Origin of the sequence: Haloplanus sp. C73 (assembly GCF_051195115.1) — an archaeon.
Taxonomy (GTDB): Archaea; Halobacteriota; Halobacteria; order Halobacteriales; family Haloferacaceae; genus Haloplanus.
On sequence record NZ_JBNTJZ010000003.1, the window covers coordinates 220,397 to 243,161 of the forward strand.

The 22,765-nt window shown below is 68.1% G+C and carries 25 protein-coding genes and 2 pseudogenes; 18 read left to right on the top strand and 9 right to left on the bottom strand.

Annotation, left to right across the window (positions count from 1 at the left end; genetic code table 11):
* Positions 1-16: 16 nt before the first annotated feature.
* Complete coding sequence (locus ACQUSQ_RS07630; protein WP_435067971.1) at positions 17-1,198, top strand: twin-arginine translocase subunit TatC; 1,182 nt, start codon at positions 17-19, stop codon at positions 1,196-1,198.
* A gap of 93 nt (positions 1,199-1,291) precedes the next feature.
* Positions 1,292-1,921, top strand: coding sequence for a histidine phosphatase family protein (locus ACQUSQ_RS07635; protein WP_435067972.1), 630 nt, complete (start codon positions 1,292-1,294; stop codon positions 1,919-1,921).
* 4 nt (positions 1,922-1,925) lie between these two features.
* Here the strand turns inward: ACQUSQ_RS07635 and larE are convergent, their stop codons facing one another.
* Both larE and ACQUSQ_RS07645 read right to left on the bottom strand, forming a co-directional pair.
* The gene (gene larE / locus ACQUSQ_RS07640) at positions 1,926-2,786 is read right to left on the bottom strand and encodes an ATP-dependent sacrificial sulfur transferase LarE (RefSeq protein WP_435067974.1); all 861 of its coding nucleotides are present in this window, start codon (positions 2,784-2,786) and stop codon (positions 1,926-1,928) included.
* Between the two features lie 39 nt (positions 2,787-2,825).
* The gene (locus ACQUSQ_RS07645) at positions 2,826-3,269 is read right to left on the bottom strand and encodes a phosphate-starvation-inducible PsiE family protein (protein ID WP_435067976.1); all 444 of its coding nucleotides are present in this window, start codon (positions 3,267-3,269) and stop codon (positions 2,826-2,828) included.
* 99 nt (positions 3,270-3,368) lie between these two features.
* Here ACQUSQ_RS07645 and ACQUSQ_RS07650 point away from each other — a divergent pair, with 99 nt between their 5' ends.
* The 5 genes and pseudogenes from ACQUSQ_RS07650 (at position 3,369) to ACQUSQ_RS07670 (ending at position 10,057) form a co-directional block, all read left to right on the top strand.
* Positions 3,369-5,342, top strand: a complete 1,974-nt coding sequence (locus tag ACQUSQ_RS07650) for a MutS-related protein (RefSeq protein WP_435067978.1) — start codon at positions 3,369-3,371, stop codon at positions 5,340-5,342.
* 47 nt (positions 5,343-5,389) lie between these two features.
* Positions 5,390-5,734 (top strand): annotated as a pseudogene (locus ACQUSQ_RS07655) (YegP family protein); the annotation flags it as partial.
* A gap of 46 nt (positions 5,735-5,780) precedes the next feature.
* A pseudogene (locus ACQUSQ_RS07660) lies at positions 5,781-7,406 on the top strand (DUF1508 domain-containing protein).
* Positions 7,407-7,485: 79 nt separating this feature from the next.
* On the top strand, positions 7,486-8,610 hold the full coding sequence (locus ACQUSQ_RS07665) for an ORC1-type DNA replication protein (RefSeq protein WP_435067980.1): 1,125 nt from the start codon (positions 7,486-7,488) through the stop codon (positions 8,608-8,610).
* A gap of 58 nt (positions 8,611-8,668) precedes the next feature.
* Positions 8,669-10,057, top strand: coding sequence for a PQQ-binding-like beta-propeller repeat protein (locus ACQUSQ_RS07670; protein WP_435067981.1), 1,389 nt, complete (start codon positions 8,669-8,671; stop codon positions 10,055-10,057).
* Here ACQUSQ_RS07670 and ACQUSQ_RS07675 read toward each other — a convergent pair.
* Both ACQUSQ_RS07675 and ACQUSQ_RS07680 read right to left on the bottom strand, forming a co-directional pair.
* Positions 10,054-10,497 carry a hypothetical protein gene (locus ACQUSQ_RS07675; RefSeq protein WP_435067983.1) on the bottom strand — a complete coding sequence of 148 codons (444 nt, stop codon included), beginning with the start codon at positions 10,495-10,497 and terminating at the stop codon, positions 10,054-10,056. The genes ACQUSQ_RS07670 and ACQUSQ_RS07675 overlap by 4 nt on opposite strands.
* Complete coding sequence (locus ACQUSQ_RS07680; RefSeq protein ID WP_435067984.1) at positions 10,490-10,903, bottom strand: CopD family protein; 414 nt, start codon at positions 10,901-10,903, stop codon at positions 10,490-10,492. The genes ACQUSQ_RS07675 and ACQUSQ_RS07680 overlap by 8 nt, the downstream gene beginning before the upstream one ends.
* 80 nt (positions 10,904-10,983) lie before the next feature.
* Between ACQUSQ_RS07680 and rpiA the strand changes: the two genes are divergently transcribed.
* Entirely contained in the window at positions 10,984-11,670 is a 687-nt protein-coding gene (gene rpiA, locus ACQUSQ_RS07685; RefSeq protein WP_435067985.1) for a ribose-5-phosphate isomerase RpiA, read from the top strand.
* A 46-nt stretch (positions 11,671-11,716) separates the two neighbouring features.
* Here the strand turns inward: rpiA and ACQUSQ_RS07690 are convergent, their stop codons facing one another.
* Complete coding sequence (locus tag ACQUSQ_RS07690) at positions 11,717-11,884, bottom strand: DUF1931 family protein (protein WP_049937578.1); 168 nt, start codon at positions 11,882-11,884, stop codon at positions 11,717-11,719.
* A 152-nt stretch (positions 11,885-12,036) separates the two neighbouring features.
* Here ACQUSQ_RS07690 and larB point away from each other — a divergent pair, with 152 nt between their 5' ends.
* The 5 genes from larB (at position 12,037) to ACQUSQ_RS07715 (ending at position 15,581) form a co-directional block, all read left to right on the top strand.
* Complete coding sequence (gene larB / locus ACQUSQ_RS07695; RefSeq protein ID WP_435067988.1) at positions 12,037-12,795, top strand: nickel pincer cofactor biosynthesis protein LarB; 759 nt, start codon at positions 12,037-12,039, stop codon at positions 12,793-12,795.
* Between the two features lie 127 nt (positions 12,796-12,922).
* The gene (locus ACQUSQ_RS07700) at positions 12,923-13,072 is read left to right on the top strand and encodes a DUF7563 family protein (RefSeq protein WP_435067989.1); all 150 of its coding nucleotides are present in this window, start codon (positions 12,923-12,925) and stop codon (positions 13,070-13,072) included.
* Positions 13,073-13,149: 77 nt separating this feature from the next.
* Entirely contained in the window at positions 13,150-13,413 is a 264-nt protein-coding gene (locus ACQUSQ_RS07705; protein WP_435067991.1) for a GIY-YIG nuclease family protein, read from the top strand.
* 37 nt (positions 13,414-13,450) lie between these two features.
* Positions 13,451-14,818, top strand: a complete 1,368-nt coding sequence (locus ACQUSQ_RS07710) for a phosphoglucomutase/phosphomannomutase family protein (RefSeq protein WP_435067993.1) — start codon at positions 13,451-13,453, stop codon at positions 14,816-14,818.
* A gap of 76 nt (positions 14,819-14,894) precedes the next feature.
* Complete coding sequence (locus tag ACQUSQ_RS07715) at positions 14,895-15,581, top strand: DUF7546 family protein (RefSeq protein WP_435067995.1); 687 nt, start codon at positions 14,895-14,897, stop codon at positions 15,579-15,581.
* On the opposite strand, the gene samp2 is transcribed toward ACQUSQ_RS07715, so the two are convergent.
* Positions 15,486-16,151 carry a ubiquitin-like small modifier protein SAMP2 gene (gene samp2 / locus ACQUSQ_RS07720; RefSeq protein ID WP_435067996.1) on the bottom strand — a complete coding sequence of 222 codons (666 nt, stop codon included), beginning with the start codon at positions 16,149-16,151 and terminating at the stop codon, positions 15,486-15,488. The genes ACQUSQ_RS07715 and samp2 overlap by 96 nt on opposite strands.
* Before the next feature lie 389 nt (positions 16,152-16,540).
* On the opposite strand from samp2, the gene ACQUSQ_RS07725 reads away from it, so the two are divergent.
* A complete protein-coding gene (locus tag ACQUSQ_RS07725) occupies positions 16,541-16,951 on the top strand; it encodes an SRPBCC family protein (RefSeq protein WP_435068232.1) in 411 nt (136 codons plus the stop codon).
* Here the strand turns inward: ACQUSQ_RS07725 and ACQUSQ_RS07730 are convergent.
* Positions 16,948-18,156: a CobW family GTP-binding protein gene (locus ACQUSQ_RS07730; RefSeq protein WP_435067998.1), complete on the bottom strand. Its 1,209-nt coding sequence runs from the start codon at positions 18,154-18,156 to the stop codon at positions 16,948-16,950. The genes ACQUSQ_RS07725 and ACQUSQ_RS07730 overlap by 4 nt on opposite strands.
* A 92-nt stretch (positions 18,157-18,248) precedes the next feature.
* On the opposite strand from ACQUSQ_RS07730, the gene ACQUSQ_RS07735 reads away from it, so the two are divergent.
* From ACQUSQ_RS07735 to ACQUSQ_RS07745, 3 genes are all read left to right on the top strand, one after another.
* Complete coding sequence (locus tag ACQUSQ_RS07735) at positions 18,249-18,545, top strand: hypothetical protein (RefSeq protein WP_435067999.1); 297 nt, start codon at positions 18,249-18,251, stop codon at positions 18,543-18,545.
* On the top strand, positions 18,545-19,495 hold the full coding sequence (locus ACQUSQ_RS07740) for an ArsA family ATPase (protein WP_435068001.1): 951 nt from the start codon (positions 18,545-18,547) through the stop codon (positions 19,493-19,495). Before ACQUSQ_RS07735 ends, ACQUSQ_RS07740 begins: the two co-directional genes overlap by 1 nt.
* A gap of 102 nt (positions 19,496-19,597) precedes the next feature.
* Entirely contained in the window at positions 19,598-21,415 is a 1,818-nt protein-coding gene (locus ACQUSQ_RS07745; protein ID WP_435068003.1) for a carbon starvation CstA family protein, read from the top strand.
* Positions 21,416-21,442: 27 nt separating this feature from the next.
* Here the strand turns inward: ACQUSQ_RS07745 and ACQUSQ_RS07750 are convergent, their stop codons facing one another.
* Both ACQUSQ_RS07750 and ACQUSQ_RS07755 read right to left on the bottom strand, forming a co-directional pair.
* The gene (locus tag ACQUSQ_RS07750; protein WP_435068005.1) at positions 21,443-22,063 is read right to left on the bottom strand and encodes a hypothetical protein; all 621 of its coding nucleotides are present in this window, start codon (positions 22,061-22,063) and stop codon (positions 21,443-21,445) included.
* Entirely contained in the window at positions 22,060-22,431 is a 372-nt protein-coding gene (locus tag ACQUSQ_RS07755) for a cupin domain-containing protein (protein ID WP_435068007.1), read from the bottom strand. The genes ACQUSQ_RS07750 and ACQUSQ_RS07755 overlap by 4 nt, the downstream gene beginning before the upstream one ends.
* An 89-nt stretch (positions 22,432-22,520) precedes the next feature.
* Between ACQUSQ_RS07755 and ACQUSQ_RS07760 the strand changes: the two genes are divergently transcribed.
* Complete coding sequence (locus ACQUSQ_RS07760) at positions 22,521-22,739, top strand: hypothetical protein (protein ID WP_435068009.1); 219 nt, start codon at positions 22,521-22,523, stop codon at positions 22,737-22,739.
* The last annotated feature ends 26 nt before the right edge of the window (positions 22,740-22,765 follow it).

Below are 22,765 nucleotides of genomic sequence, written 5' to 3' on the forward strand. Positions count from 1 at the left end.
GAGATATGTCGGGTGAATGGCTGAGGACTCGGAGTCGGACCCGTCCACGGACAGCGACGAGGACGACGATATCCCCGGTGGGTCAATCGAGGACTTCGTCGACGACGAGTCCGTCATCCGCTCCGACGAACAGGCACCGATGGGGGCGACGGGGACGCCCGACCCGTTCGAACTCGAAGAGCGCGAGAGCGTCTCCGAAGCCGTCGGCGCCCCCGTTTCCAGCGAGGAACTCGACGACGACCCCGAACTCGCCGACGCCGGCGACCAGTCCGTCATCGAATCCGCGGACGCCGACACCGAATCTGCCGGCGACGCCGACACCGCCGAATCGGTCGTCGAACGCGACGACGAGGCGGTGGCCGAGACGAGTGGGGGTACCGAAGCCGCCCCGACGGAACCGGTCGCGGAGGAGTCGGCGGTACCACAGTCCGCCGACACCGACGCCGTCGACGAGGGACTGCTCGGCGACGGTCCGGAAAGCGACGAGGAGATGCCGCTCACGGACCACATCGAGGAGATGGTCCGCCGACTCGGCGTCGTCCTCGTCGTCGGGGGCGTCGTCGCCCTCGCCGTCTTCCCGTTTGCGGACCAGCTTATCAACTTCCTCTGGAACTCCCACATCCCCGGCGCCCAGACCATCACGGACCGTCGCCCCCGACTGTACGGTCCGCTCGAACTCTTGGTCACCGAACTGAAGGTGGCGGCGCTGGCCGGCTTCGTCGTCGGACTTCCCCTTGCCGTCTACGAAACCTACCTCTTCATGCGCCCCGGACTCTTCCCTCGCGAACGCCGCTACTACCTCGCCGCCGTCCCGACGAGCCTCATACTGGCACTCATCGGCGTCTCCTTCGCCCACTTCGTCGTCCTGCCGGCCATCTTCGCCTACTTCACTTCCTACACGACGGGCACCGCCGTCGTCGCGTTCGGCCTCAAGGAGACGTTCAGCCTCATCCTCATCCTGATGGGCTACATGGCGCTCGTGTTCCAAATCCCCCTGTTCATCATGCTCGCAATCATGATGAACCTCACCACGCGGGCGTGGATGGAACAGCGCCGCTTCCTGTTCTGGGGCGCGTTCCTCGGTATCTCCTTTCTCATCAGCCCCGACCCGACGGGAATGGCACCCATCATCGTCGCGGCGACGATGATTGGGCTGTTCGAGGGGACGCTCGCCCTCCTTCGCTGGACCGGCAACTGACTCGTGTGGGAACTGGTGGCGTACGGAGCGCCGTCGAGGACTTCTGACGGCTCCCGAGGAAAGCTCTTGTAGGGGTCGGGCCTAGCGGGACGTATGCCGACCGTGCTGCTCGCCAGACACGGCGAGACGACGTGGAACCGTGACGGCCGCCTGCAGGGCTGGGCACCGACGCCGCTCACCGACCGCGGGCACGAGCAAGCCCGCGCGCTCGCTGCGGCCGTCGAGAGCGAGTACGACGTCGACCGAGTCGTCGCCTCGGACCTGCGGCGCGCCCGCCAGACGGCGGCCCACCTCGGCGAGCGAGTGGGCGCCGACCCCGTGCATCGGTCGGCGTGGCGCGAGCGCGACTTCGGCCGGTATCAGGGGTTCCCACACGAGGCCGTCTTCGAGAACCACGACCGCCTGTCGATTCCCCGCGCGGGCCGTGACGCGGTGGACGCCCGCCCCGAGAGCGGCGAGAGCCTGCGCGACGTGCGCGAACGCGTTCTCTCGGGCTGGGACCAGATTCTCGAAGCGAGCGGCCCCGACGATACGGTCGCAGTCGTCTGCCACACCGGACCGCTGTATCTCCTCGTCGGCGCCCTCGGCGGGCGCGACATCGTCGACTCCATCACCGATGGCGAGCAGCACAACTGCGCGCTGAACGAAGTGCAGGTCGACGACGGGGCGCCGACGCTCGTCAGCGAGAACCGGACGGAGTTTCTGGACGCGCCGACGCCGTAGCCGCTCAGTCCTCGCGGACGGGGTACTCTTGGTCGAGGTCCGGAGCGTCCGTCTCACTCTCGGGGCTCACGCTCCCCGTCCGGTAGCCGTGGAGGTCGAGCGTGACGTGGTCGAAGCCGGCGTCAGTGAGGTGTTCGCGGGCCGCGCGGGCGAACTCGCGGTCCAGCGCCGAGTCGAGTTCGTCGGGCGACACCTCGATGCGGGCGAGGCCGTCGTGGTCGCGGACGCGGAACTGGGAGAAGCCCCACGTCCGCAGGAGCCGTTCGGCTTTCTCGACGCGCGAGAGTTTCTCCTCGGTCACTTCCAGCCCTGTCGGGATGCGGGAGGAGAGACACGCCATCGAGGGCTTGTCCGCGACTGAGAGGTCGTAGCGGTCGGCCGCCTCCCGTACCTCGTCCTTGGAGAGGTCGTGTGCCAAGAGCGGCGAGAACACTTCGAGTTCCTCGACGGCGCGAAGACCCGGGCGGTGGCCCTCGCCGGGGTCGGAGGCGTTGGTTCCGTCACAGACGGTCTGGTAGCCGAGGTCACGGGCCACGTCGTACATCTTGCCGAGGCGCATCGTCCGGCAGTGATAACACCGGTCGTCGTCGTTGGCGACGAAGTCGGGGTTGTCGAGTTCGGAGAAGGTCACCGTCTCGTGACGGATGCCGATTTCCTCGGCCACCCGGGTCGCGTCGTCGAGTTCTTCGGCGGGCAGCGTCTCGCTCCGGGCCGTACACGCCACGGCGTCGTCGCCGAGGGCGTCGCGGGCGAGGGCGGCGACGACGCTGGAGTCGACGCCGCCGGAGAAGGCGACGACGACGCCGTCGCGCTCCGCGAGGGCGTCGCGGGCGGCGTCGAGTTTCGCGTCGAGAGAGTCGGTCATTGCCCGCCCGTACCGCGCGGACGGGCAAAAGACCGTTGTTCAGACGAGGTCCTCAGGAGCCTCGCCGGCGTGGTGGCTGATGCCGTAGAACACCGCCCCCAACACCGCGAGGAGACCGCCGTACGACGCCGCGGCGAACAGCGCCGTCTCCGTCGAGGCGTACGCCCCGGTTCGGAAGGTGATTATCTTCCGCGCGATGGCAATGAGGCCGGCGCCGAGGACGATTCGGACCACCGACTCGTCGCGGCTGTAGGCGATGACGGTCAGGAACACCTCGACGATGATGAACAGGAGGAGAGCGGTGTCGATGAGGCCGACCACCGCCCGGGGGTCGGTGATGCGACCGGAGGTGCCCAGTTCGAGAATCTGGAGGCCGAAGTCGACGGCGCCGACGGCAAAGAGTACGACGAGCAACCCCGCCGTGCCGAGTTCGAGTGCCCGCATCGCCCGCTCCAGCCCGTCGCTGACGCGTCGCTCGTCCATAGTTGCCCCCAAACCGCTCGGCCCAAACTAGGCCGACACGCGGAAATAAGCCTTGTCGACCCGCAACGTTTTGCCGGATGGGGAGAGACAGTGGCCCGAATGGAGTTTACGGCCATCTCGGGCGTCGGCGAGAAGACGGCGGCGGCGCTCGACGACCTCGACGACGCCGAACGAGCGCTTCGGGAGGGCGACGTCGCGGCGCTCGCGAAGGCACCGGGCGTCTCGGCTGGCCGGGCGACGACCATCGCCCGCGCCGCCATCCGCCACGAACACGGCGCCGAAGGGGAGTTTCTCGCGACCGACCGGGCGCGTGACGTCTTCGAGAGCGTCCTCTCGCTCCTCCGGGAGCGGACCGTGACCGACTACGCCGCGCGGCGGCTGGAGACGCTCGTTCCCACCGGCGCCTCGTCCCGCATCGCCGAAGTTCGTGAGTTGGTCGAGCGCGCGACGAGCCGCGAGATAGCGGATGCGACGCTAGACGCGCTGTCGGCGGTCGAACCGCTCGACACCCCGCCGGCGACGCGGGTTCGCGAGCGGTGTCTCGCCACGACCGACGCCGAGACGTACGCCGAGGCGGAGGACGCCTTTCCGGAACTGTCGGTCGAGGTAATCGACGACGCGCGGGGGCTCGCTGAACTCGCGCGGTCGTATTCGACGGTTATCGCACTCGACGAGTCGTTCGCGGGTGTCGACATCGAGGGCGACGTGCGGGTCCGCCCCGACGCCTTCGACCACCCGGCGGAAATCGTGCCCGAACGACTCCTCTCGTTTTTCGCCGCGAACCGCGAGCGCCTGCTCGCGGCGGCGCGGGTCCACGAGACGGCGGGGATGGAGCCACCCTGTGACCTCGACGCGCTCCGGGACGCGCTCGACCGCCTCGACGACGACGCCACGCCCGTCGGCGACGACGAACTCGACCGGCTCACGACGGCGGTGGACGACCTCGACGCCGCGGTGAGCACGGCGGAATCCGTCGCCAACGACCACCTCCGCGAGGTCATCCGCGAGCGCGACGTGACAATCGAGGGGACGGACTTCCTCTCGCTGGTCGAGCAGGGGGCGCGGGTCGACGCCCTGCTCTCGCGGGAACTCGCCGACGACTTCGATGCGGCGCTGGAGAAGGCGCGTGGCCACCTCGTCGAGAGCCTCTCGCTGTCGGACGAGGCGGACCTCGCGGAGCGCGTCTTCGACGACGACCCGACCTTCCCGCTGGAGCGAAACGAGGAGGCCGTCTCACGTCTGCGGACGGAACTGAAGGCGGCGCGGGACCGCCGGGCGGCGGGGCTGAAGGCCGACCTCGCCGACGACCTCGGCGCGCTCCGCGACCCGGTCGAGGACCTCGTCCGGGCGGCGCTCGAACGCGACGTGGAACTCGCACTCGCGCGCTTCGCCGCCGACTTCGACTGCACGCTCCCCGAAATCGGCGACGGGGTCGAGGGCGTCGCCATCGAAGGCGGGCGCTCGCCCCTCCTCGACGTGGCCTTCGAGGACGTCGAACCGGTCGACTACGCCGTCTCCGGGGTGACGCTGCTCTCCGGCGTCAACAGCGGCGGCAAGACGTCGACACTCGATTTGGTGGCGCTGGTGGCGATTCTCGCCCACATGGGGTTGCCGGTGCCCGCCGACTCGGCGCGGGTCGAACGCGTCGACGAACTCCACTACTACGCCAAGAGTCAGGGGACGCTCGACGCCGGCGCGTTCGAGGCGACGCTCCGCGATTTCGCGGCGCTGGCCGAGGGCACCGACTCGCGACTCGTCCTCGTCGACGAACTGGAGAGCATCACGGAACCGGGCGCGAGCGCGAAAATCATCGCCGGCATCCTCGAATCCCTCGACGGGCAGTCGGTGACCGCTGTCTTCGTCTCCCATCTCGCGGGCGAGATTCGCGACGCCGCGAGCGTCGACATCGCCGTCGATGGCATCGAGGCCGTTGGCCTCGTCGACGGCGAACTGCAGGTGAACCGCTCGCCCGTGACGGACCACCTCGCCCGGTCGACGCCCGAACTCATCGTGGAAAAGCTGGCGACGGAGGACGACGACGCGTTCTACGGGCGCCTGCTGGAGAAGTTCTAGCCCCCACCTATACGGGTACAGCGTCCCACCGGCCGGCTATGTCGACGTTCGAAGTGTACGAAGACGCCGCCGGCGAGTGGCGCTGGCGACTCGTGGCGCGAAACGGGGAGATAGTCGCGGACAGCGGCGAGGGCTACGCCACGCGGCAAGGCGCGCGCGAGGCGGCCGAACGGGTGCAGGGAGACGCCCCCGAGGCGGACGTCCTCGATATCGACGGGCCGGCGTTCGAAGTGTACGAGGACGACGCCGGGGAGTGGCGCTGGCGGCTTCGCTACTCGAACGGCGAAATCGGCGCCGACAGCGGCGAGGGCTACGGCAGTCGGAGCGCCGCTCGCGACGCGGTACAGCGGGTCAAAGGTGGCGCTGGCGATTCGGATATCGACGTAGCGTAAGACTAGCAAGAATACTTATATGAAAACGGAGTGAAACGACTGCCGTATGCCAGAAAGTGACACGGGGCTGTACGCCCGTCATATCGGCCGGCCTCGGACGTCGGACGAAGTTCGTGGCTACTGGCTGTTCGTGGTCGGACTGATTGCGGGGGTGATTGGCATCCTCCTGTTCCTGCCAAGCGGGCCTGCATCGTCGCTTCGCGAGGCGAGCATCGCCCTCGGTGGCGTCGGACTGGCACTGCTGGTCGCTGGACCCGTGATTCGGCTCCCGCTACGTCAGGTAGCCAGCTACACGACGTATCTGGGGCTCGTCGCGTGCCTACTCGCAGTCGTGTGGTTCCTCCTTGTCTTCCCATCGGGATGGAGCGTCCAAACCGGCAACACCGGTGTCATCGGACTGTACGCTATCGGGATGGCGATAATCGGCATCGGGGGAGTTCTCATTCCGTTGCTCACCGAGGCGACGGCAGCCACCGACGAGGCGACGGCCGAGGCGGCGGCTGCTCGTGACAGCGAGCGGGCGGAGCGAGAGCAAGTTGAAAAGGAACTCGTCGAGGAACAGGCTGCTCGGGAGCGTCTCGAATCCGAACTCGCCGAGGAACGCGAACGCGGCGAACTCGAAGCCGAGACGGCGGCCGCGGACGTCGACCGCCTCGAAGCCGAACTTGCGTCGCTCCGAAAGAGTCAGGCACAGTTCGAAATATACGAGGATGCGAACGAGAAGTGGCGCTGGCGACTCCGCCACCGCAACGGCAATATCATCGCGTCGAGCGGACAGGGCTACACTCGCAAACACAACGCTCGGAAGGGGATGCAGAGTGTCCGAGCCAACACGCTCGGTGCCGCGGTGATTGAGGTGGCGACGCTTCCTGACGACGAGGAGTCCGTACCGATGCTCGCGGACCTCGCGGATTCGTCGGCGGCGACGTTCGAGGTGTACGAGGACAACGCGGAGGAGTGGCGGTGGCGACTCGTCCACGAGAACGGCAACGTCCTCGCCGACAGCGGCGAGGGCTACACCCGGCGACGCGACGTCGAACGCGCCATCGAGAGCGTCAAGCACAACGTCGGCCCGGCGACGTATCTCCAGTTCGACCCCACGTCGTTCGAGATTTACCGCGACGGCGCCGGCGAGTGGCGCTGGCGGCTCGTCCACAAAAACGGCAACATCCTCGCCGACAGCGGCGAGGGCTACACCCGGCGACGCGACGCCCGCAGAGCGGTCGACAGCATCCGAGAGGGCGTCGCCGACGCCACAGTCGAAGCGGAGGAGTGACGCCAGTAACTATAAATCGATAGCAATCGAGTGACACGACACATGAGTCAAACATTCGAAATTTTCGAAGACAACGCGGGCGAGTGGCGGTGGCGGCTCGTCTCGTCGAACGGTGAAATAATCGCGGACAGCGGTGAAGGCTACGCGTCCAAAAGCGGCGCGCGAGAAGCGACCCACCGAATCAAAGAGTACGCCCCCGACGCGGACGTTCTCGACGTAGGCTATGCGGCCTTCGAGGTGTACGAGGACAACGCGGGTGAGTGGCGGTGGCGACTCCGCCACCGCAACGGGAACATCCTTGGCGACAGCGGCGAAGGCTACAGTTCCCGGAGCGCTGCCCACGACGCCATCGAGAGCATCAAGCGCAACGCGGCCGGCGCCGACACCGAGGAGTAGTCGCCGAAACCAGCGGCCCTCGGTCCGGTTTTTTGGCGCGCGACAACCATTAAGTAGTCACACGAGCGAGGTGAAAGTGATGACAGATGACCCCGAGGAGGGGATGCTGTCGTGGGACGAGTCCGTCTTCCGGGACGAACACGTCTTCGAAATCGACTACGTTCCGGAAACCTTCGACCACCGGGAGACGCAACTGGAGAGCCTGAAGTACGCGCTCCGCCCGGCGGTCCGGGGCTCCCGCCCGCTCAACACGATGGTTCGGGGGCCGCCGGGGACGGGCAAGACGACGGCGGTGTTGAAGCTGTTCGGCGAACTCTCCGGCCAGCCCGGCGTGCGAACGGTCCGGGTGAACTGCCAACTCGATTCGACGCGCTACGCCGTCTTCTCCCGCGTGTTCGAGAACGTCTTCGACTACGAACCCCCCTCCTCGGGCATCTCGTTCAAGAAGCTGTTCGGGCAGATTACGGACCGCCTCGTCGACGACGAGGAGGTGCTGGTGGTCGCGCTCGACGACGTGAACTATCTCTTTTACGAGAACGAGGCGTCTGACACCCTCTACTCGCTGTTGCGCGCTCACGAGGGGTCCGAGGGCGTCCGCATCGGCGTCATCGTCGTCTCCTCGGACCTCGGCCTCGACATCATGGACGAACTCGACGGGCGCGTCCAGAGCGTCTTCCGGCCCGAGGAGGTGTATTTCCCGGTGTACGACGCCGACGAAATCGTCGACATCCTCGGCGAGCGAATCGAGCGAGGGTTCCACGACGGCGTCATCGGGACGCAGGAACTCGACCGAGTGGCGGAACTCACCGCCGAGAGCGGCGACCTGCGGGTCGGCATCGACCTGTTGCGGCGCGCGGGGCTGAACGCCGAGATGCGCGCCAGCCGGACCATAAACATCGAGGACGTGGAGGCGGCGTACGACAAATCGAAGTACGTCCACCTCTCGCGGTGTCTGCGCGAACTCACCGAGTCGGAGCGGGCGCTCGTCGAAACCATCGCCGAACACGACGGCCAACAGGCCGGGACGGTGTACGAGGCGTTTCACGAGGCGACGGACCTCGGCTACACGCGCTACTCGGAAATCGTCAACAAACTCGACCAGTTGGGCGTCATCGAGGCGGACTACGCCGACGTCGAGGGTCGCGGCCGGTCGCGGTCGCTGACGCTTTCCTACGATGCCGACGCCGTTCTCGACCGATTGTAACGCCGGTTCGTGTCCGGCGGAACACATTTAGCCACGGAAACCTGCGTGCGTATGGACGATGGCACGAGACGTGTTCACACGTCGCAGATGGTTAGCCGTTCTGGCGGGCGGCGTGACCGCCGGCTGTGGCGGGCGTGAGACCGAGGCGGCGGGGGCAACGGCCACGTCGCGCTCGACCGCGACACCGAGACGGTCGGCGGCGACGACGCCGGCCGCAGGAACGGCGACCCCGGTCGACGAGTCGGCGACCGAGGGGGCCGACGACGCCTTCCGGCGGGGGACGGGCGACTGCGCGCTGAGTGCGGAGCCAGTCGCCGAGGGGACGTGGCCGATGCCCCATCGCGACCCCGCGGGGACGAACGCCGCGCCCGCGGCCAACGGCCCGACGGGGTTCCCGCTCAACGAGCGCTGGACCATGTCGGCGCTGGAGGCGCAGGTAACCTTCCCCGTCGCCGACGACCGGTTCGTCTATCTGGTCGCGGCCGACCCCGACTCGGACCCGAGCGTGCCGGTCGCGGCGGTGCTGTGTCACGACCCGCGGCGCAACGGCGAGATTCAGTGGCGTCACCGCGTCGACGCCATGCCAATCGGCCCGCCAGTCGCGGCGGCGGGCGTCGTGTACGTCCCCTTCGGCCCGGCGCAGAACGCGCGCGTCCTCGCTATCGACCGCTCGGACGGGACGCTCCGCGGAGACTACGAACTCCCCGGTCGGTTCGTCGGGGAACTGGGGACCGCCGGCACGAGTCTGGTGATGCCGAGCGAAGACGCGTACCGCGTCGTCGACGCGCGCAGCGGCGAGTTCTGCTGGTCGTTCGCCCCCAACGACGTGCGTCAGACCGAGCGTCGGGACCGAAAGATTCGCGCGGCCGCCGTCGGCGACGGCGTGGCGTACATCGGGACGGGCTATCCGGACAGCGAGCCGACGACGGAAGTCGGGCACCTGTACGCGGTCGACCCCGAAATCGGGGGCGTCCGGTGGGACATCTCGCTCGACGGCCCGGCGGGGCGCATCGCCGTCACGGACGACGTCGTCGCGCTCACGACCGGTGCGGGCGTCGCGGGTATCGACCCGTCGGCGGGCGAACGGCGCTGGAGCGTGACCACGGAGACGTCGGTCCGGCCGGCGACGCTCGCCGTCTCGAACGGGGTCGCCGTCTACGGCACTCGCCGGACGCTCCGCGGCATCGACGTGGCCACCGGCGAGGAGCGCTGGTCGCTTCCCTTCGGCGTCCGCGGCGACGTCATCTTCGTCGGCGACACCCTCTTCGCCGTCGGGCGGAGCGACCCGACGAGCCCGCGCATCCTACTCGCGGCCGTCGACGCCTCCTCGGGCGGGGTCCGGTGGACACAGGAGATTTACGACCCGCTCGTGGACGTGATGGCCGCCAACGGCTATCTCTACGCCATCACCTCGGACGGCCGGCTGTTCGCGTTCACGAGCGTCTAGGCCGTGCCGAGACGCGTCCCGAGACCGACGAGGAGCGTATCGAGGAGGGCAAAGGCGACGCCGAGGACGGCGCCGACGAGCGCCGCGACGGGCGTGCCGACGAGCGCGAGCACCGCCACGAAGAGGAGTTCTCGGAGCGTGACGGCGACGACGGCCAAGATGACGAACAGGAAGCCGACGCCGGTGACGGCGCCCCACGTCGCCGCCGCGGTGAGCGTCTCGCGCTCGACGGCGAGCGGCGTCGCCGCCAGCCAGCGTTTGGTCGTCCACCAGCCGAGCCCCCAGAGCGAGAGATAGAGGACGAAGCCCGTGGCGGTGTGGACGCCCTGCAGGAGCGACCCCAGCGCACCGACCGCGTAGAGCAGGGCGAGACCGGGAACGAGCAGCGTCGCGGTGTGGAACGCGGCGAGCACCCACGCGAGCAGCGAGTCGTCAGCCATGGGCCATCACCGCCCCGAGAGCGACGAGCATCGTGAGCGCGAGCGTCGTGGCGGCGTAGCCGCGTTCGAGCGTCGCCGTCGCGGGCGTTTCGGCGTCGCTCGCGGCCCGGACGGCCGCGCTTCTGACGACGGAGCCGAGGGCGAGCGCGACCACCAACAGGAGTTTGACGAGGAAGGCACCGCCCCACTGGCCGCGAGGAATAGCGGGAGCGAGGGCGCCGAGGTTGCCGACGCCGGTCAGGACGAGCGTGCCGAGCGCGCCCCAGAAGGCGAGTTCGTACGTCGTCGCGACGGCGAGTGTCGCCTCGGCGTCGGCGGTGCGACTCACGCCCCACGCGAGGGCACCGCCGCCGAGGGCGACGGCCATCGCCAGTACGTGGAGCCAGCGGACGAACAGGGGGACCATGCGCCCCGCGACGGGCGCAACGGATGTATATGTCCCGCTCGGACCGGGCCGCTTTTGTCGCCGCCGGTGGAGCGAGACGTATGAAGACACCCGGCGGACCGGACGCGGCGAAGCGTCGCGCGGGTGAGCACGCCGCCGAACTCGTGACCGACGGCGACACGGTCGGGTTGGGAACGGGGAGCACGGCGGCCCACGCCATCCGCGCGCTGGGACGGGCGGTCGACGACGGCCTCGACGTGCGCGGGGTCGCCACCTCCTACGCCTCGCGTGACCTCGCGCGAGAGGTGGGCATCCCGCTGGTGGGGCTGGACGGAGTCGAGCGACTCGACATCGCCATCGACGGCGCCGACCAAGTGAGCGACGAGTTGGCGCTCATCAAAGGGGGTGGCGCCGCCCACGCCCGAGAGAAGGTAGTCGACGCCGCGGCGGAGCGGTTCGTCGTCGTCGCCGACCCCTCGAAGGAGGCGGCGACGCTGGACCGCCCGGTGCCGGTCGAGGTGTTGCCCGACGCGCGAGCGACGGTCCAGCGCGCAATTCGCGACCTAGACGGGACGCCGACGCTCCGGACGGGCAAGGGGAAAGACGGGCCGGTCGTGACCGACAACGGCAATCTCGTCCTCGACTGCGCGTTCGGCGCAATCGGGACTCCGGATGCGCTGGCGACGGACCTCGCGACGATTCCGGGCGTCGTCGCTCACGGCCTGTTCGTGGGGCTGGCCGACGAGGTACACGTGGGAACGGCCGACGGCGTGACCGTCCGGTCGTAACGCCGTCGCTGGCGGGTCGAAATAAACGGAGAGAACTGAACCGAATTTAGAGGTCGCGCGGCTGGACCGTCTTTCGGTCGTTCTGCTCGGCGCGACGGGCGGCGTCGGCGAGCAGTTCCTCGACTTCCTCGTCGAGGGCATCGTAGAAGTCCGAAGCGACGTTCTTGTCTTGGAGCGCTTCCTTGACGGCGGCTTTGACGATAAGGTCTGCCATACGACCTACACAAGTCCACCCTTATTAATAAGATTTCCCAAATCAGCCGCGCGTGCCGCCACAGGTGCCGTTCTCGCGCCTTTCGCCCCAGGCACATAAATACTGGGTCGGAAAATCGACACCTACGAGTGTCTCAGGAGCGGACAGCGGGTATGCGCGAGATACTCGATGCGGTGGCGAGTGGCGACCTCTCGCCCGCGGAGGCGGAGGCCCGACTCGCCGGCTACGCGACGACCGACGCGGGGCGGTTCGACGCCGCGCGCGAACAGCGTCGCGGGATTCCGGAGGCGGTCCTCGCCGAGGGCAAGACGCCCGACGAAGTGGCGTCGATGGCGCTGGCGGCGCTGGAGACGACCGGGCGTGCCCTGATTACGCGCGCCGATGACGACCACGTCGCGGCGGTCAGGGAGGCCCTGCCCGCCGACGCGACGGTCGAACGCGACGACCGGGCCCGAACGCTCGCGGTTCACGGCCCGTCCTTCGACCCGCCGGACATCGACGCACGCGTCGCCGTCGTCACCGGGGGCACGTCCGACGCCGCGGTGGCGGGCGAGGCGGCGATGCTCGTCCGCGCCGTCGGCGCCACGGTCGAACGCATCGAGGACGTGGGAGTCGCCCACCTCGGTCGGATTCTGGACCACCTCGAAACCCTGCGAGCGGCCGATATCGTCGTCGTCGCGGCGGGTCGGGAGGGCGCGCTCCCGACGGTGGTGGCCGGCCTCATCGACACGCCGGTCATCGGCGTCCCGGTGTCGACGGGGTACGGCCACGGCGGTGAGGGCGAGTCCGCCCTCCTCAGCATGCTCCAGTCGTGTACGGTGCTCTCGGTGGTCAACGTCGACGCGGGATTCACCGCGGGCGCTCAGGCGGGGTTGATAGCCCGCGCCATCGCCGGGGCTCGCGAGGAATAACGACTGCAACGCCGACCTTTCTCGGGTTTTTCTGGACGCTTGTTTGATTCATTCGTGCGCGCGCGTTTCCCTTTACGTGTGTGGTCCGTACACAGGGTTGTCGGCACCGGTGGTAGCCGGCACAACCATGGCACGCTGCGACCACTGTGGGTCACACGTCTCGGAGCGCTTCGAACGGGTGTTCGCCGACGCGAGTGGGCGACTCCTCGCCTGTCCAAGCTGCTCGGCGAACGCCGGTATCGCGGAGGTATCGAGACGTCGCACCCCAAACGCCTAGCACTGCAGCGACGGACGACCACCACGCGAAGCCCCCTTCTCGGAACGCCTACGTGCGGGCAGCCACATCCGTCGACAATGCACTACGTCTACATCCTCGAATGTGCGGACGGCACCTACTACACGGGGTACACGACGGACGTGGAGCGGCGCGTGGCCGAACACGACGCCGGCGACGGCGCGAAGTACACGCGCGGGCGAACGCCGGTCGAACTGCGTCACGCCGAGGAGTACGAGACGCGGTCGGCAGCGATGAGCCGCGAACACGAACTCAAGTCGCTATCGCGACGGGAGAAAGAGGGGGTGATTCGAAGTGAGGGCGAGTCCCCCACCGACCGCTGACGCCCACCTTTTTCTCGCCGGCCCGGAAGGGTAGGCCATGGACGCCATCTCATTCGGCACGGACGGGTGGCGCGCTCGCCTCGACACGTTCACCGATGAGCGGGTGCGAATGGTCGGACAGGCGGTCGCGGACTACCTCGCCGACGTCGGCCACGACGCCCCGGTGGCGGTCGGATACGACGCGCGAGCGACCTCGGAGGGCTTTGCCGAGTCGCTGGCGGACGTCCTCGCCGACAACGGGATTGACGTCCTCCTGCCCGAGCGCGACTGCCCGACGCCGCTGGTCGCGTGGGCCATCGTCGACCGTGACCTCGCGGGCGCGCTCATGGTCACCGCCTCCCACAACCCACCGGAGTACAACGGCGTGAAGTTCATCCCCGGCGACGGCGCGCCGGCGCTCCCGGAGGTGACCGACGCCATCGAGGACCGACTGGCCTACCCCCGGGCCGAGGGGCCGCGTGGCTCGATAGAGCGAGCCGACTTCGTCGCCCCCCACGCCGAACAGGTCGAGCGATTGGTCGAACCGGACTGCTCGGGCCTGACCGTCGTCTACGACGCGATGCACGGAAGCGGCCGCGGGGTCACCGACGAACTCCTCGAAGCCGCGGGGGCGACGGTGATCCGCCGGCGCTGTGAGCGAGACACGACGTTCGGGGGTACGCCACCGGAGCCGAGCCCCGACCATCTCGGCGGCCTCGTCAGCGCCGTCGAGGCCCACGACGCCGACCTCGGCATCGCGAACGACGGCGACGCCGACCGCCTCGCCGTCGTCACGCCGAAACGAGGGTATCTCGACGAGAACCTGTTTTTCGCCGCCATCTACGACTCGCTCCTCGAAGAGCAGTCAGGGCCCGCGGTGCGCACCGTCTCGACGACGTTTCTCGTCGACCGGGTGGCCGCCGCCCACGGCGAGGAGGTGGTCGAGACGGCGGTCGGCTTCAAGTGGGTCGCGGAGGCGATGCTGGCGAACGACGCCCTCGTCGGCGGCGAGGAGTCCGGCGGCTTCTCGATTCGGGGGCACGTCCCCGAGAAAGACGGCGTGTTGATGGCCGTCCTCGCGGCCGACGCGGCGGCGACGGAGTCGCTGGACCGCCACGTCGACGACCTGCTCGCCACCCACGGCGACATCGTCGCCGACAAGGTGAGCGTTGACTGCCCGGACGAGCGCAAGTCACCGGTCATCGAGGCGCTCGGCGAGGCGATTCCCGAGCGGGTCGCCGGCGAGGCCGTCGAGGACGTGGTCACGCTCGATGGCTTCAAACTCCTGCTGGCCGACGGGTCGTGGCTCCTCGTCCGCCCGAGCGGCACCGAGCCGAAGATGCGCGTCTACGCGGAGGCGGGGAGTCAGGAACGCGTCGAGGAACTCCTCGCCGCCGGGCGCGCCCTCGTCGAACCGCATCTCTGAGTGGGACCGAAGCGTCAATAGGCGTCCGCACGGACAGAACGGGTATGAGTGGGTCGCGCGAGCGGGAGGGACGGGCATGAGCGGCGCCGTCACGTCGCGAGTCCGGCAAGTCGTCCTCACGGAGGGTGCCGCCATCCGCTGGTGGTGTCTCGTCCTCGCCGGCGAGATTGCGCTCGTCACCGCCTACCTCGCCGTCACGGGCGTCACCGTCACCGAACCGCGCTACGTCGTCTACCCCTTCGTCTGGATAAATATCGGCGTGTGGGCGATGTGGCGGGTCGAGGTTCCGAGCGTCGACCGCCGACAGCGCGCCATCGCCACCGCCATCGCCGGCGTGTACCTCCTCGTGCTCTCGTGGGCGGGCGGCGTCCTCCTCCTCGGCCTGACCGGCCCGATTCCGGGCGGCGCCGTCAGTTCCATCCACTGGAACGTCCCCGGCTGGGGGCCGACGGTGGTCTACGGCACGCCCCGGATTCGGCTGGCGCTCATCCCGTTCAAAACAATCGGCTACGTGGCCATGACCTACCTCGTCTACGTCCGCCTGCTCGATGCGACGCGAGCGGTCCTCTCGGGCGTCCTCGGCCTCGTCTCCTGTGTCGGCTGTACGTTCTCCATCCTGCTTCCCCTGCTCGGCGCCACCACCCTGTTCGGGTCGACGCTGACGGGGCTATCGTGGGACCTCTCGACGCTCGTCTACCTCCTCACCGTCGCCCTCCTCTACTGGGCGGACGAAATCGGCGCCGCCGTCTCGCGACGCCGCTAACTGGCCGCGGAGACGGTCGCTTCCCCCGACCGAGTCGATATCGAACCCCAGCGACTCGTAGAAGGGGCGGACACGCGGGTCGAACTCGGCGACGAGGCGGCCCCGGTCGGCGAGCGCCGCCGACACCAGCGCGGTGCCGACGCCCTGCCCGCGGCGTCGCTTCCGGGTCGCCACCGCGGTCACTCGGTCGCCGTCGAGAACGAGCGCTCCCACCACTCGGTCGCCGAGCGTCGCCACCGAGACGTCGCCGGCCGCGATGCGGTCGCGGACCGTCTCGCTATCGATTTCGAGCATCGCACCGTCGAGAACGCGCATCACGTCGAGATGGTCGTCGCGCGTGGCCGGGCGCACCGGGACGCCGGCCCCGCCTTTCACCAGTCGGAGGACGCGCACCGAATCGCGGTCCGGGTCGATGAGGCGGTCCTCGGGAACGGGCGAGTCGTCGACGAGGACCGTCGCCTCGTGCGGGCTGAAATCGAGCGCGGCGAGCAGGTCGCCGTAGGTGGCGGCGGCGGCGAGACTGACCTCGCGCGTCTCCTCGCCGACCACCTCGGCACGAACCGTCGGCATAGGGAAGGGGAGACGGCGGACGGCCCTGAACCTTCGGATACGCCGAGAGGTAGTGTGCAGATACGCAGGTGAAATCGGGACCACCTCGAAAGCCCCCTTTCAGTCCCGCCCTGCGACGGCCGCCCGGCCAGCCGATGCGGGTGGGACTGAAAGGGGCGACTCGTCATCGGGCGGCTTCGCCGCCCGATTGCCCGAGAGAGCTTCGCTCCCTCGCTGCTGGAGGAAGGCGGCCGACGTAAGCACGCGAGCGAAGCGAGCGCGCGCAGCGAGGCCCCCGACTCCAGAGAGTCGGGGCTTTCGAGGTGTCCCCAGTTCATGCCAATCTGAACAGTATCCGCCGAGACTCGATGTCCCTGCTCCTTTTGGTGTCCTCTCTCGAAGGGAACGCAATGCGAGAGGTCGAGGTGTCACGGTTCGTCCGGGCGACGCCGACGGCGGTGAAGCGGGTGTTGACCCCCACTACCGTCGTCGAGAGCGAGGGGAGCTTCAGCGTTCGCGAGGTGAGCGAGACGGACGACGGCACGCTCGTCACGGCCGGTGCGCGGGGACTCGAACTCACGCTCCGCTTCGAGGAGCGGCCCGACGGCCTCCACTACACGCAGGCGGGGTCGGCGGGACCGTTCGACGCCATGACGACCGACCTGTCCGTCGAGAGCGAGGACGAGGGGGCGCGCGTGACCGCGCGCTCGGCGGTCAGTCTCGGGCTGCCGCTCCCGGCGCTGACGGACCGGCTGGCGACGTGGAAGCGACGAGGTGAACTGAATCGCCTGCTGGACGCGCTCGCGGCGGAAGCGACCTAGGGCGACGGTTCGGTCACGACCACGTCGTCGCCGGGGTCGGCTGGGAAGGGGTTCTCGAAGTCGTCCCACGCCGCGGCCATCTCGTCGTCGGTGAGGAGGCAGTCGTCGAGCGCCGCGACCAGTGCGTCCTCGTCCATCCCGCGACCGATGAGCACGAGTTCCGTCCGGCGGTCGCCCCACTCGTCGTCCCAGTCGAGATTCGACCGGTTGCGCCGGTAGGCGTCCTGTTCGAACTCGGGGAGGCTGGCAATCCACGGCCCGGCGGCCGTCATCCGAACCGAGGGACCGGCCTGTCCGAGCGTGTACGACAGGTCGTCGCCGGTGGCTATCCAGCAGGTCCCCTTCGAGCGCACGACGGAGGCGGGGAGGTCGGTGAGAAACCGATAGAGTCGCTGTGGGTGGAAGGGTCGGCGCCGGCGGTAGGTGACGGAGGTGACGCCGTAGACAGTTTCGGGGTGAGCGTGGTCGTGGTCCGCCCCGTCGTGGTCTGCCTCGTCGTGTCCCACCTCCAACGCCTGCTTCCACCCCGCGTCGTCCGCCGTCTCGGGGTCGTAGCGGCGCTCGAACACGAGGTCGGGGTCGACGTCGCTGTGTTCGGTGCGGACGACTTCGGCGTCGGGGCGGAGCGCCCGCACCATCTCCTCGACGGCGTCGAGTTCGTCGGGCGTCACGAGGTCGGTCTTGTTGAGGACGACGTGGGTCGCAAACTCCACGCCCTCGACGAGGAGGTCGGAGAGCGGGCGGGCGTCGCTGTCGCCCCGGCGCGTCGCGACGCCATCGTCGCCGAAGGCGTCGTAGAACTGGCGGCTGTCGACGACGGCGACGACCGACGCCACCTCGTATCGGGCAGCGGCCTGCGACCCGGTGGTGAACAGCCGAGCGACGGGCCGGGGTTCGGAGATGCCCGACGCCTCGACGACGAGGTGGTCGAAGTCGCGGTCACGAGCGAGGCGGACGACGGCGGTTTCGAGGTCGTCCTGTAGTTCACAGCAGATACAGCCGTTCGAGAGTTCGGTCACGCCGTCCTCGACGGCGAGGTCCGTGTTCTGGCTGACCAGTTCGGCGTCGACGTTGATGTCGCCCATGTCGTTGACGAGGACGGCGACGTCCCGGTCGCCGGCGTCGGCGAGCAAGCGATTGAGGAGCGTCGTCTTGCCGGCGCCGAGACTCCCGCTCAGAATCGTGACGGGGATTGGGTCGCGCATACCCCAGATGAGCGGTGGGTGGCCTTAACGCCGTGGACGTAGCGTGCGCGCGACGACGACACGTTTTTCTCCGCGTGGCGGGGAGACGCCGTATGGACCTCGCGGAGCGAATCGCCACCGCCCGGGCGGCCGTCGAGGAGTGGCTTCGAGGGCTGTATCACGGGATGGTGACGCACCCGGCCTACGAGAAAATCGAAGCGGAGGCCGAAGACGTGGAAGACACCTTCATGCTCGCGTGTTTCCCCGACGCCTTCGGCATTCCCAGCCCGGTGTCGTACTACACGGCGGAACTCCTCCCGTATCTCGAAGACGAGTTCGAGGCGTGGGAGCGTCGCATGTGGGACCGCGGCTCGCTGCTGGAGCGAAAGGGCCAGCAGTATCACTTCTGATGGACCGCTTCGTCTTCTTCGGTGGCAAGGGTGGGGTGGGCAAGACGACGATGTCGAGCGCCTACGGCCTGAAATGCGCTCGCGCGGGACTTGAGACGCTGGTCGTCTCGACGGACCCCGCCCACAGCACCGCCGACGTGTTCGACCAGTCGTTCGACGACGACCCCCAACCGGTCGAGGGCGTCGACAACCTGTCGGTCATGGAAATCGACCCGGACGACGAGGTAGAGCGCCACCTGATGGAGACGAAACGCGCGCTGGGTCAGCAGGTGAGTCCGGCGATGGTCAACGAAATCGACCGCCAAATCGAGATGGCTCATCAGACGCCCGGCGCCTACGAGGCGGCGCTGTTCGACCGCTTCATCGACGTGATGCGAAACGCCGACCCGTACGACCGAATCGTCTTCGACACGTCGCCGACGGGCGGTACCCTCCGACTGCTGAGCCTGCCGGCGTTTCTCGAAGGCTGGGTCGAGCGCCTCCTCCACAAGCGCGAGCAGAGCGTCGAACTGTTCGAACGGGCCGCCATCGGCAATCAGGAGCCCCGACGAATCATGGAGGGCGACCCGATTATCGCCCGGTTGCAGGAGCGCAAGGAGACGTTCGAGTTCGCGAAGGAGACGCTCCGGGACGAGGCGACTTTCTTCCTCGTCGTCAACCCGGACGACCTGTCGATTCGGGAGACGCGCCGCGCCATCGACAGCCTCGGCGACCACGGCCTCTCGGTGTCGGGGCTGGCGGTGAACAAACTGACGCCGTCGCCCGACGACGACGAGGAGGGACGGGGCGCGCGCTTCCTCCGGGACCGGGTGGCGACGGAGCGGGAGCGACTCGACGAACTCCACGAGACGTTCGACCCGCCGGTGGTGGCCGAAATCGAGACGCGGGTCCGCGAGGTGAAGGGGTCGCTCCTCGAAGATGTGGCAAGCGAACTCGACATCGCGACCTGAACGGACGTGACAGGCCTTGAACCGGTCAGGAAGCGGTACGGAAACCGTATCGATGCCCAACGCTTAAGTAATCATTTTTCGTGATTTAGTGTGGGACCACACATGGTACAGGCCATTACAGTGGTGGCTCTCACGCTCGTGACGTTCACGGTCGCGTATCTCGGGTACTCCCGGTACCTGTCGCAGTTCGTCGACCTGGACGACGAGCGAGAGACGCCAGCACACAAGTATCAGGACGGGCAGGAGTACGTCCCGTCCAAGAAGCCGGTGCTGTTGGGGCATCACTATTCGAGCATCGCGGGAGGGGCGCCGATTGTCGGGCCGATTACCGCGACGGTTGTCTGGGGCTGGGTGCCGGCGTTCCTCTGGGTCGCCATCGGCAACCCGCTCTTTGGCTCCGTCCACGACTTCATGTCGCTGACGGCGAGCATGCGCCACGACGGGAAGTCGATTGGCTACATCATGGGCGAGTACGTGGGCGAGCGCGGCAAGGACATGATTCTCTGGTTCGCGTTCCTGACCATCATCCTCGTCGTCGCGGTGTTCGCGCTAGTCATCGCCGTCGTGTTCAACGCGTATCCACAGACTGCGACGGCGTCGCTCGTCTACATCGCGTTAGCGCTCGTCTTCGGCGTCTATCTCTATCAGTTCGACCTCCCCTTCCTGCCGGGGACGATAGCCTTCATCGCCGCCGTCTTCGCCGGCGTCTGGGTCGGCTCCCTCTACCCCATCGCGATGGTGCCGGGCGACTACCCGGCGGGCACCATCGTCCTGCTGTCCGGAAGCCCGCTCCCGCCCGTACTGGAGAGTGTCAACATCGCGACGTGGATTCCGGTCATCCTCGTCTACGGCTTCATCGCCAGCATCCTCCCGGTCTGGGTGCTGCTCCAGCCCCGGGACTTCCTGACGTCCAGCCTGCTGTACGCGGGCGTCGGCGGAACGCTCCTCGCCGTCGTCGTCGGGACGGTGACGGGCAGCGGCTCCCAACTCGTCATCGACGTGCCCGCCTACGCCGGCTTCTGGGGTGGGGCGCTCGTCGAGACGACGCTCCCGCTGTTCCCACTGCTTTTCGTCACCATCGCCTGCGGGACAATCAGCGGCTTCCACTCGCTGGTCTCCTCGGGGACGACGGCCAAGCAACTCGATAAGGAAACCGACGCCCGCACCATCGGCTACGGCGGGATGCTCGGCGAGGGCCTTCTCGCGACGGTGGCCATCATCACCGTCGCGGTGTACGCGGAGGCGCCAGCGAGCGGGGGTATCGGGCTCGCACTCCCCAACTTCGCCTCGGGCGGCGGCCTCATCCTCAACATCGGCTTCGGCATCCCCGAGAGCATCGCCGCGCCGTTCATGGGACTGGTGCTCGTGAGCTTCCTGCTCACCAGCACTGACACCGCGGTTCGCCTCGGCCGCTACATGGTCGAAGAACTCGTGGGGACGCCCGAGACGCAGGTGCAGGAAGTCGCCGCCAACCGCTATGTCAACGCCTTCCTGCAGGTGGCGCCCGCGTACGTCCTCGTCGCCTCCGGTCGGTGGGCCGACCTCTGGCCGCTGTTCGGCGGCGCGAACCAGACGCTCGCGGCGCTCGCGCTCCTCGTCTCCACCGTCTGGCTCGCCAACTGGGACGACCGCAAACAGCTCATCTCGACGGGTGTGCCGATGGGCTTCATGCTGGTCATCACCACGCTGGCCCTGCTGTATCTCGCGCTGTATCAGAACCTGTATCAGAAGTTCGTCCTCGATAACTGGGCGAACGGCGGGACGCTGGTAGAGATGGCCTCGGCCGGCGTCCAAATCGTCATCGCGCTCGTGTTGATTTGGCTGGCGCTCTCGCTGGCCTACATGGGCATCAACAACATCCGCGAAGCGCGCGGAACGGGCGCGGCAGTCGCCGACGGCGGCGAACCCGACGACGACTGACCACGCCGCCGTATTTTTTCTGCCTGTTCAGCCGAGGAGGCGTCGCTTGAGTCGTTCGAGCGGCCCCGGCGTGTCGGCGTCGATTGGTTTCCAGACGGTGAGCGCGTCGTCCACGTCCGAGCGCTGGCTGGTGACGACGTCCTCTCGCTCGGGTGCGACGACGGCGAGATGGGTTTCGTAGTAGCCGTTGTAGCCGTATTTGAGCATCGTGCGGTCGGAGAAGCCGGCGACGAAGTCGCGGGCGTCGTCGGGGATTTCGGGCGCGACGACGACGAAGGTGAACTCGGTGGCGTAATGCTCCTCGTCGGCCTCTATCCAACGGTCGGCGAGGTCGGTCGCGAGGTCGGTGAGGGTTTCGAGCGACTCGACACGCACGTCGTCGACGCGGCGGAGAAACAGGTGTTCGAAGGAGGCGTGGTGGCCGTAGGTGATGGCCGGGTGGAAGAACTTCTTCTGCGTGTGGATTTCGAGCCGTCCGTAGAGGTCGAAGGACTCGGCGTCGACGGTGTAGTCTCGCTCTAAGTCGTAGTTGAACAGTAGCCGGTCGCTGACCCGGTCGACGTACTCGTCGTCCCAGTGAGGGACGTCCTCGGGGTGGTCGGCGTCGGTCCCCGTCTCGGCGCCCGCGCCGGAAGCATCGTCGCTCACGGCTCGTACGCGTGGACCTCACCCTCGACGGCCGGTGCGCCGATGGCGAGGACGTCTACAGGTTCGTCGGCGTCCTCGGGGTTGTACGCGAACTGCGGGCTGTCGGGTTCGATGGTGAGCAAGTGGTCGGGACCGGCCTCTAGCGTCCCCTCGGGCGTCTTCACGTGGAGGGTGCCGGAGAGGACGTAGAAGGCCTCCTCCTGTTCATCGTGGTAGTGGTAGGCGAGCGGGAGTTCCTCGCCCGGTTCGGCGGTGTAGCGGTTGATGGCCATCTGCGTCAGATTGCCGAGGTCGGACAGCGACCGTCGGGTGCAGGGTCGGTCGGGGTCCGGTTCGACTTCGTCGGTGTCGACGACGTGGTAACCCATACGCGGGTACTGTAGAGGCAGGAGGAAAAACGCGTCGTCACGGGCACACGGCAAGGTTTAATCGGTCAGCGGCCGTACAGGAGGGTACGATGGGTGGGAAGGATACCGAAACCTGCGGTCGCTGCGCGATGAGTTCGGTCGTCGGCGCGGCCGCGGCAACCGACGACGACGCGGCGTCCGACCCGTACGACGAGGACCGAATCGAGGTCGACGAACGACAGCTCCGAGCCGTCTCGCCGGCGGCGTGGCTCGGACGACTCACGCGTCGGCTGGACGAGTACGTCGTTCGGCTGACCTACGACCGCTAGCGCAGAACTGTTTTGTACATCAACAC

Coding starts and splice junctions, on each gene's coding strand:
- ACQUSQ_RS07725 (WP_435068232.1), top strand. CDS start 16,541: ATGCGAGAGGTCGAGGTGTCACGGTTCGTCCGGGCGACGCCGACGGCG.
- ACQUSQ_RS07665 (WP_435067980.1), top strand. CDS start 7,486: ATGACAGATGACCCCGAGGAGGGGATGCTGTCGTGGGACGAGTCCGTC.
- ACQUSQ_RS07675 (WP_435067983.1), bottom strand. CDS start 10,497: ATGGCTGACGACTCGCTGCTCGCGTGGGTGCTCGCCGCGTTCCACACC.
- ACQUSQ_RS07710 (WP_435067993.1), top strand. CDS start 13,451: ATGGACGCCATCTCATTCGGCACGGACGGGTGGCGCGCTCGCCTCGAC.
- ACQUSQ_RS07760 (WP_435068009.1), top strand. CDS start 22,521: ATGGGTGGGAAGGATACCGAAACCTGCGGTCGCTGCGCGATGAGTTCG.
- ACQUSQ_RS07730 (WP_435067998.1), bottom strand. CDS start 18,156: ATGCGCGACCCAATCCCCGTCACGATTCTGAGCGGGAGTCTCGGCGCC.
- ACQUSQ_RS07630 (WP_435067971.1), top strand. CDS start 17: ATGGCTGAGGACTCGGAGTCGGACCCGTCCACGGACAGCGACGAGGAC.
- larB (WP_435067988.1), top strand. CDS start 12,037: ATGCGCGAGATACTCGATGCGGTGGCGAGTGGCGACCTCTCGCCCGCG.
- ACQUSQ_RS07715 (WP_435067995.1), top strand. CDS start 14,895: ATGAGCGGCGCCGTCACGTCGCGAGTCCGGCAAGTCGTCCTCACGGAG.
- ACQUSQ_RS07735 (WP_435067999.1), top strand. CDS start 18,249: ATGGACCTCGCGGAGCGAATCGCCACCGCCCGGGCGGCCGTCGAGGAG.
- ACQUSQ_RS07680 (WP_435067984.1), bottom strand. CDS start 10,903: ATGGTCCCCCTGTTCGTCCGCTGGCTCCACGTACTGGCGATGGCCGTC.
- ACQUSQ_RS07645 (WP_435067976.1), bottom strand. CDS start 3,269: ATGGACGAGCGACGCGTCAGCGACGGGCTGGAGCGGGCGATGCGGGCA.
- ACQUSQ_RS07700 (WP_435067989.1), top strand. CDS start 12,923: ATGGCACGCTGCGACCACTGTGGGTCACACGTCTCGGAGCGCTTCGAA.
- ACQUSQ_RS07635 (WP_435067972.1), top strand. CDS start 1,292: ATGCCGACCGTGCTGCTCGCCAGACACGGCGAGACGACGTGGAACCGT.
- ACQUSQ_RS07705 (WP_435067991.1), top strand. CDS start 13,150: ATGCACTACGTCTACATCCTCGAATGTGCGGACGGCACCTACTACACG.
- ACQUSQ_RS07755 (WP_435068007.1), bottom strand. CDS start 22,431: ATGGGTTACCACGTCGTCGACACCGACGAAGTCGAACCGGACCCCGAC.
- ACQUSQ_RS07740 (WP_435068001.1), top strand. CDS start 18,545: ATGGACCGCTTCGTCTTCTTCGGTGGCAAGGGTGGGGTGGGCAAGACG.
- rpiA (WP_435067985.1), top strand. CDS start 10,984: ATGAAGACACCCGGCGGACCGGACGCGGCGAAGCGTCGCGCGGGTGAG.
- ACQUSQ_RS07745 (WP_435068003.1), top strand. CDS start 19,598: ATGGTACAGGCCATTACAGTGGTGGCTCTCACGCTCGTGACGTTCACG.
- ACQUSQ_RS07690 (WP_049937578.1), bottom strand. CDS start 11,884: ATGGCAGACCTTATCGTCAAAGCCGCCGTCAAGGAAGCGCTCCAAGAC.
- ACQUSQ_RS07650 (WP_435067978.1), top strand. CDS start 3,369: ATGGAGTTTACGGCCATCTCGGGCGTCGGCGAGAAGACGGCGGCGGCG.
- ACQUSQ_RS07670 (WP_435067981.1), top strand. CDS start 8,669: ATGGCACGAGACGTGTTCACACGTCGCAGATGGTTAGCCGTTCTGGCG.
- samp2 (WP_435067996.1), bottom strand. CDS start 16,151: ATGCCGACGGTTCGTGCCGAGGTGGTCGGCGAGGAGACGCGCGAGGTC.
- larE (WP_435067974.1), bottom strand. CDS start 2,786: ATGACCGACTCTCTCGACGCGAAACTCGACGCCGCCCGCGACGCCCTC.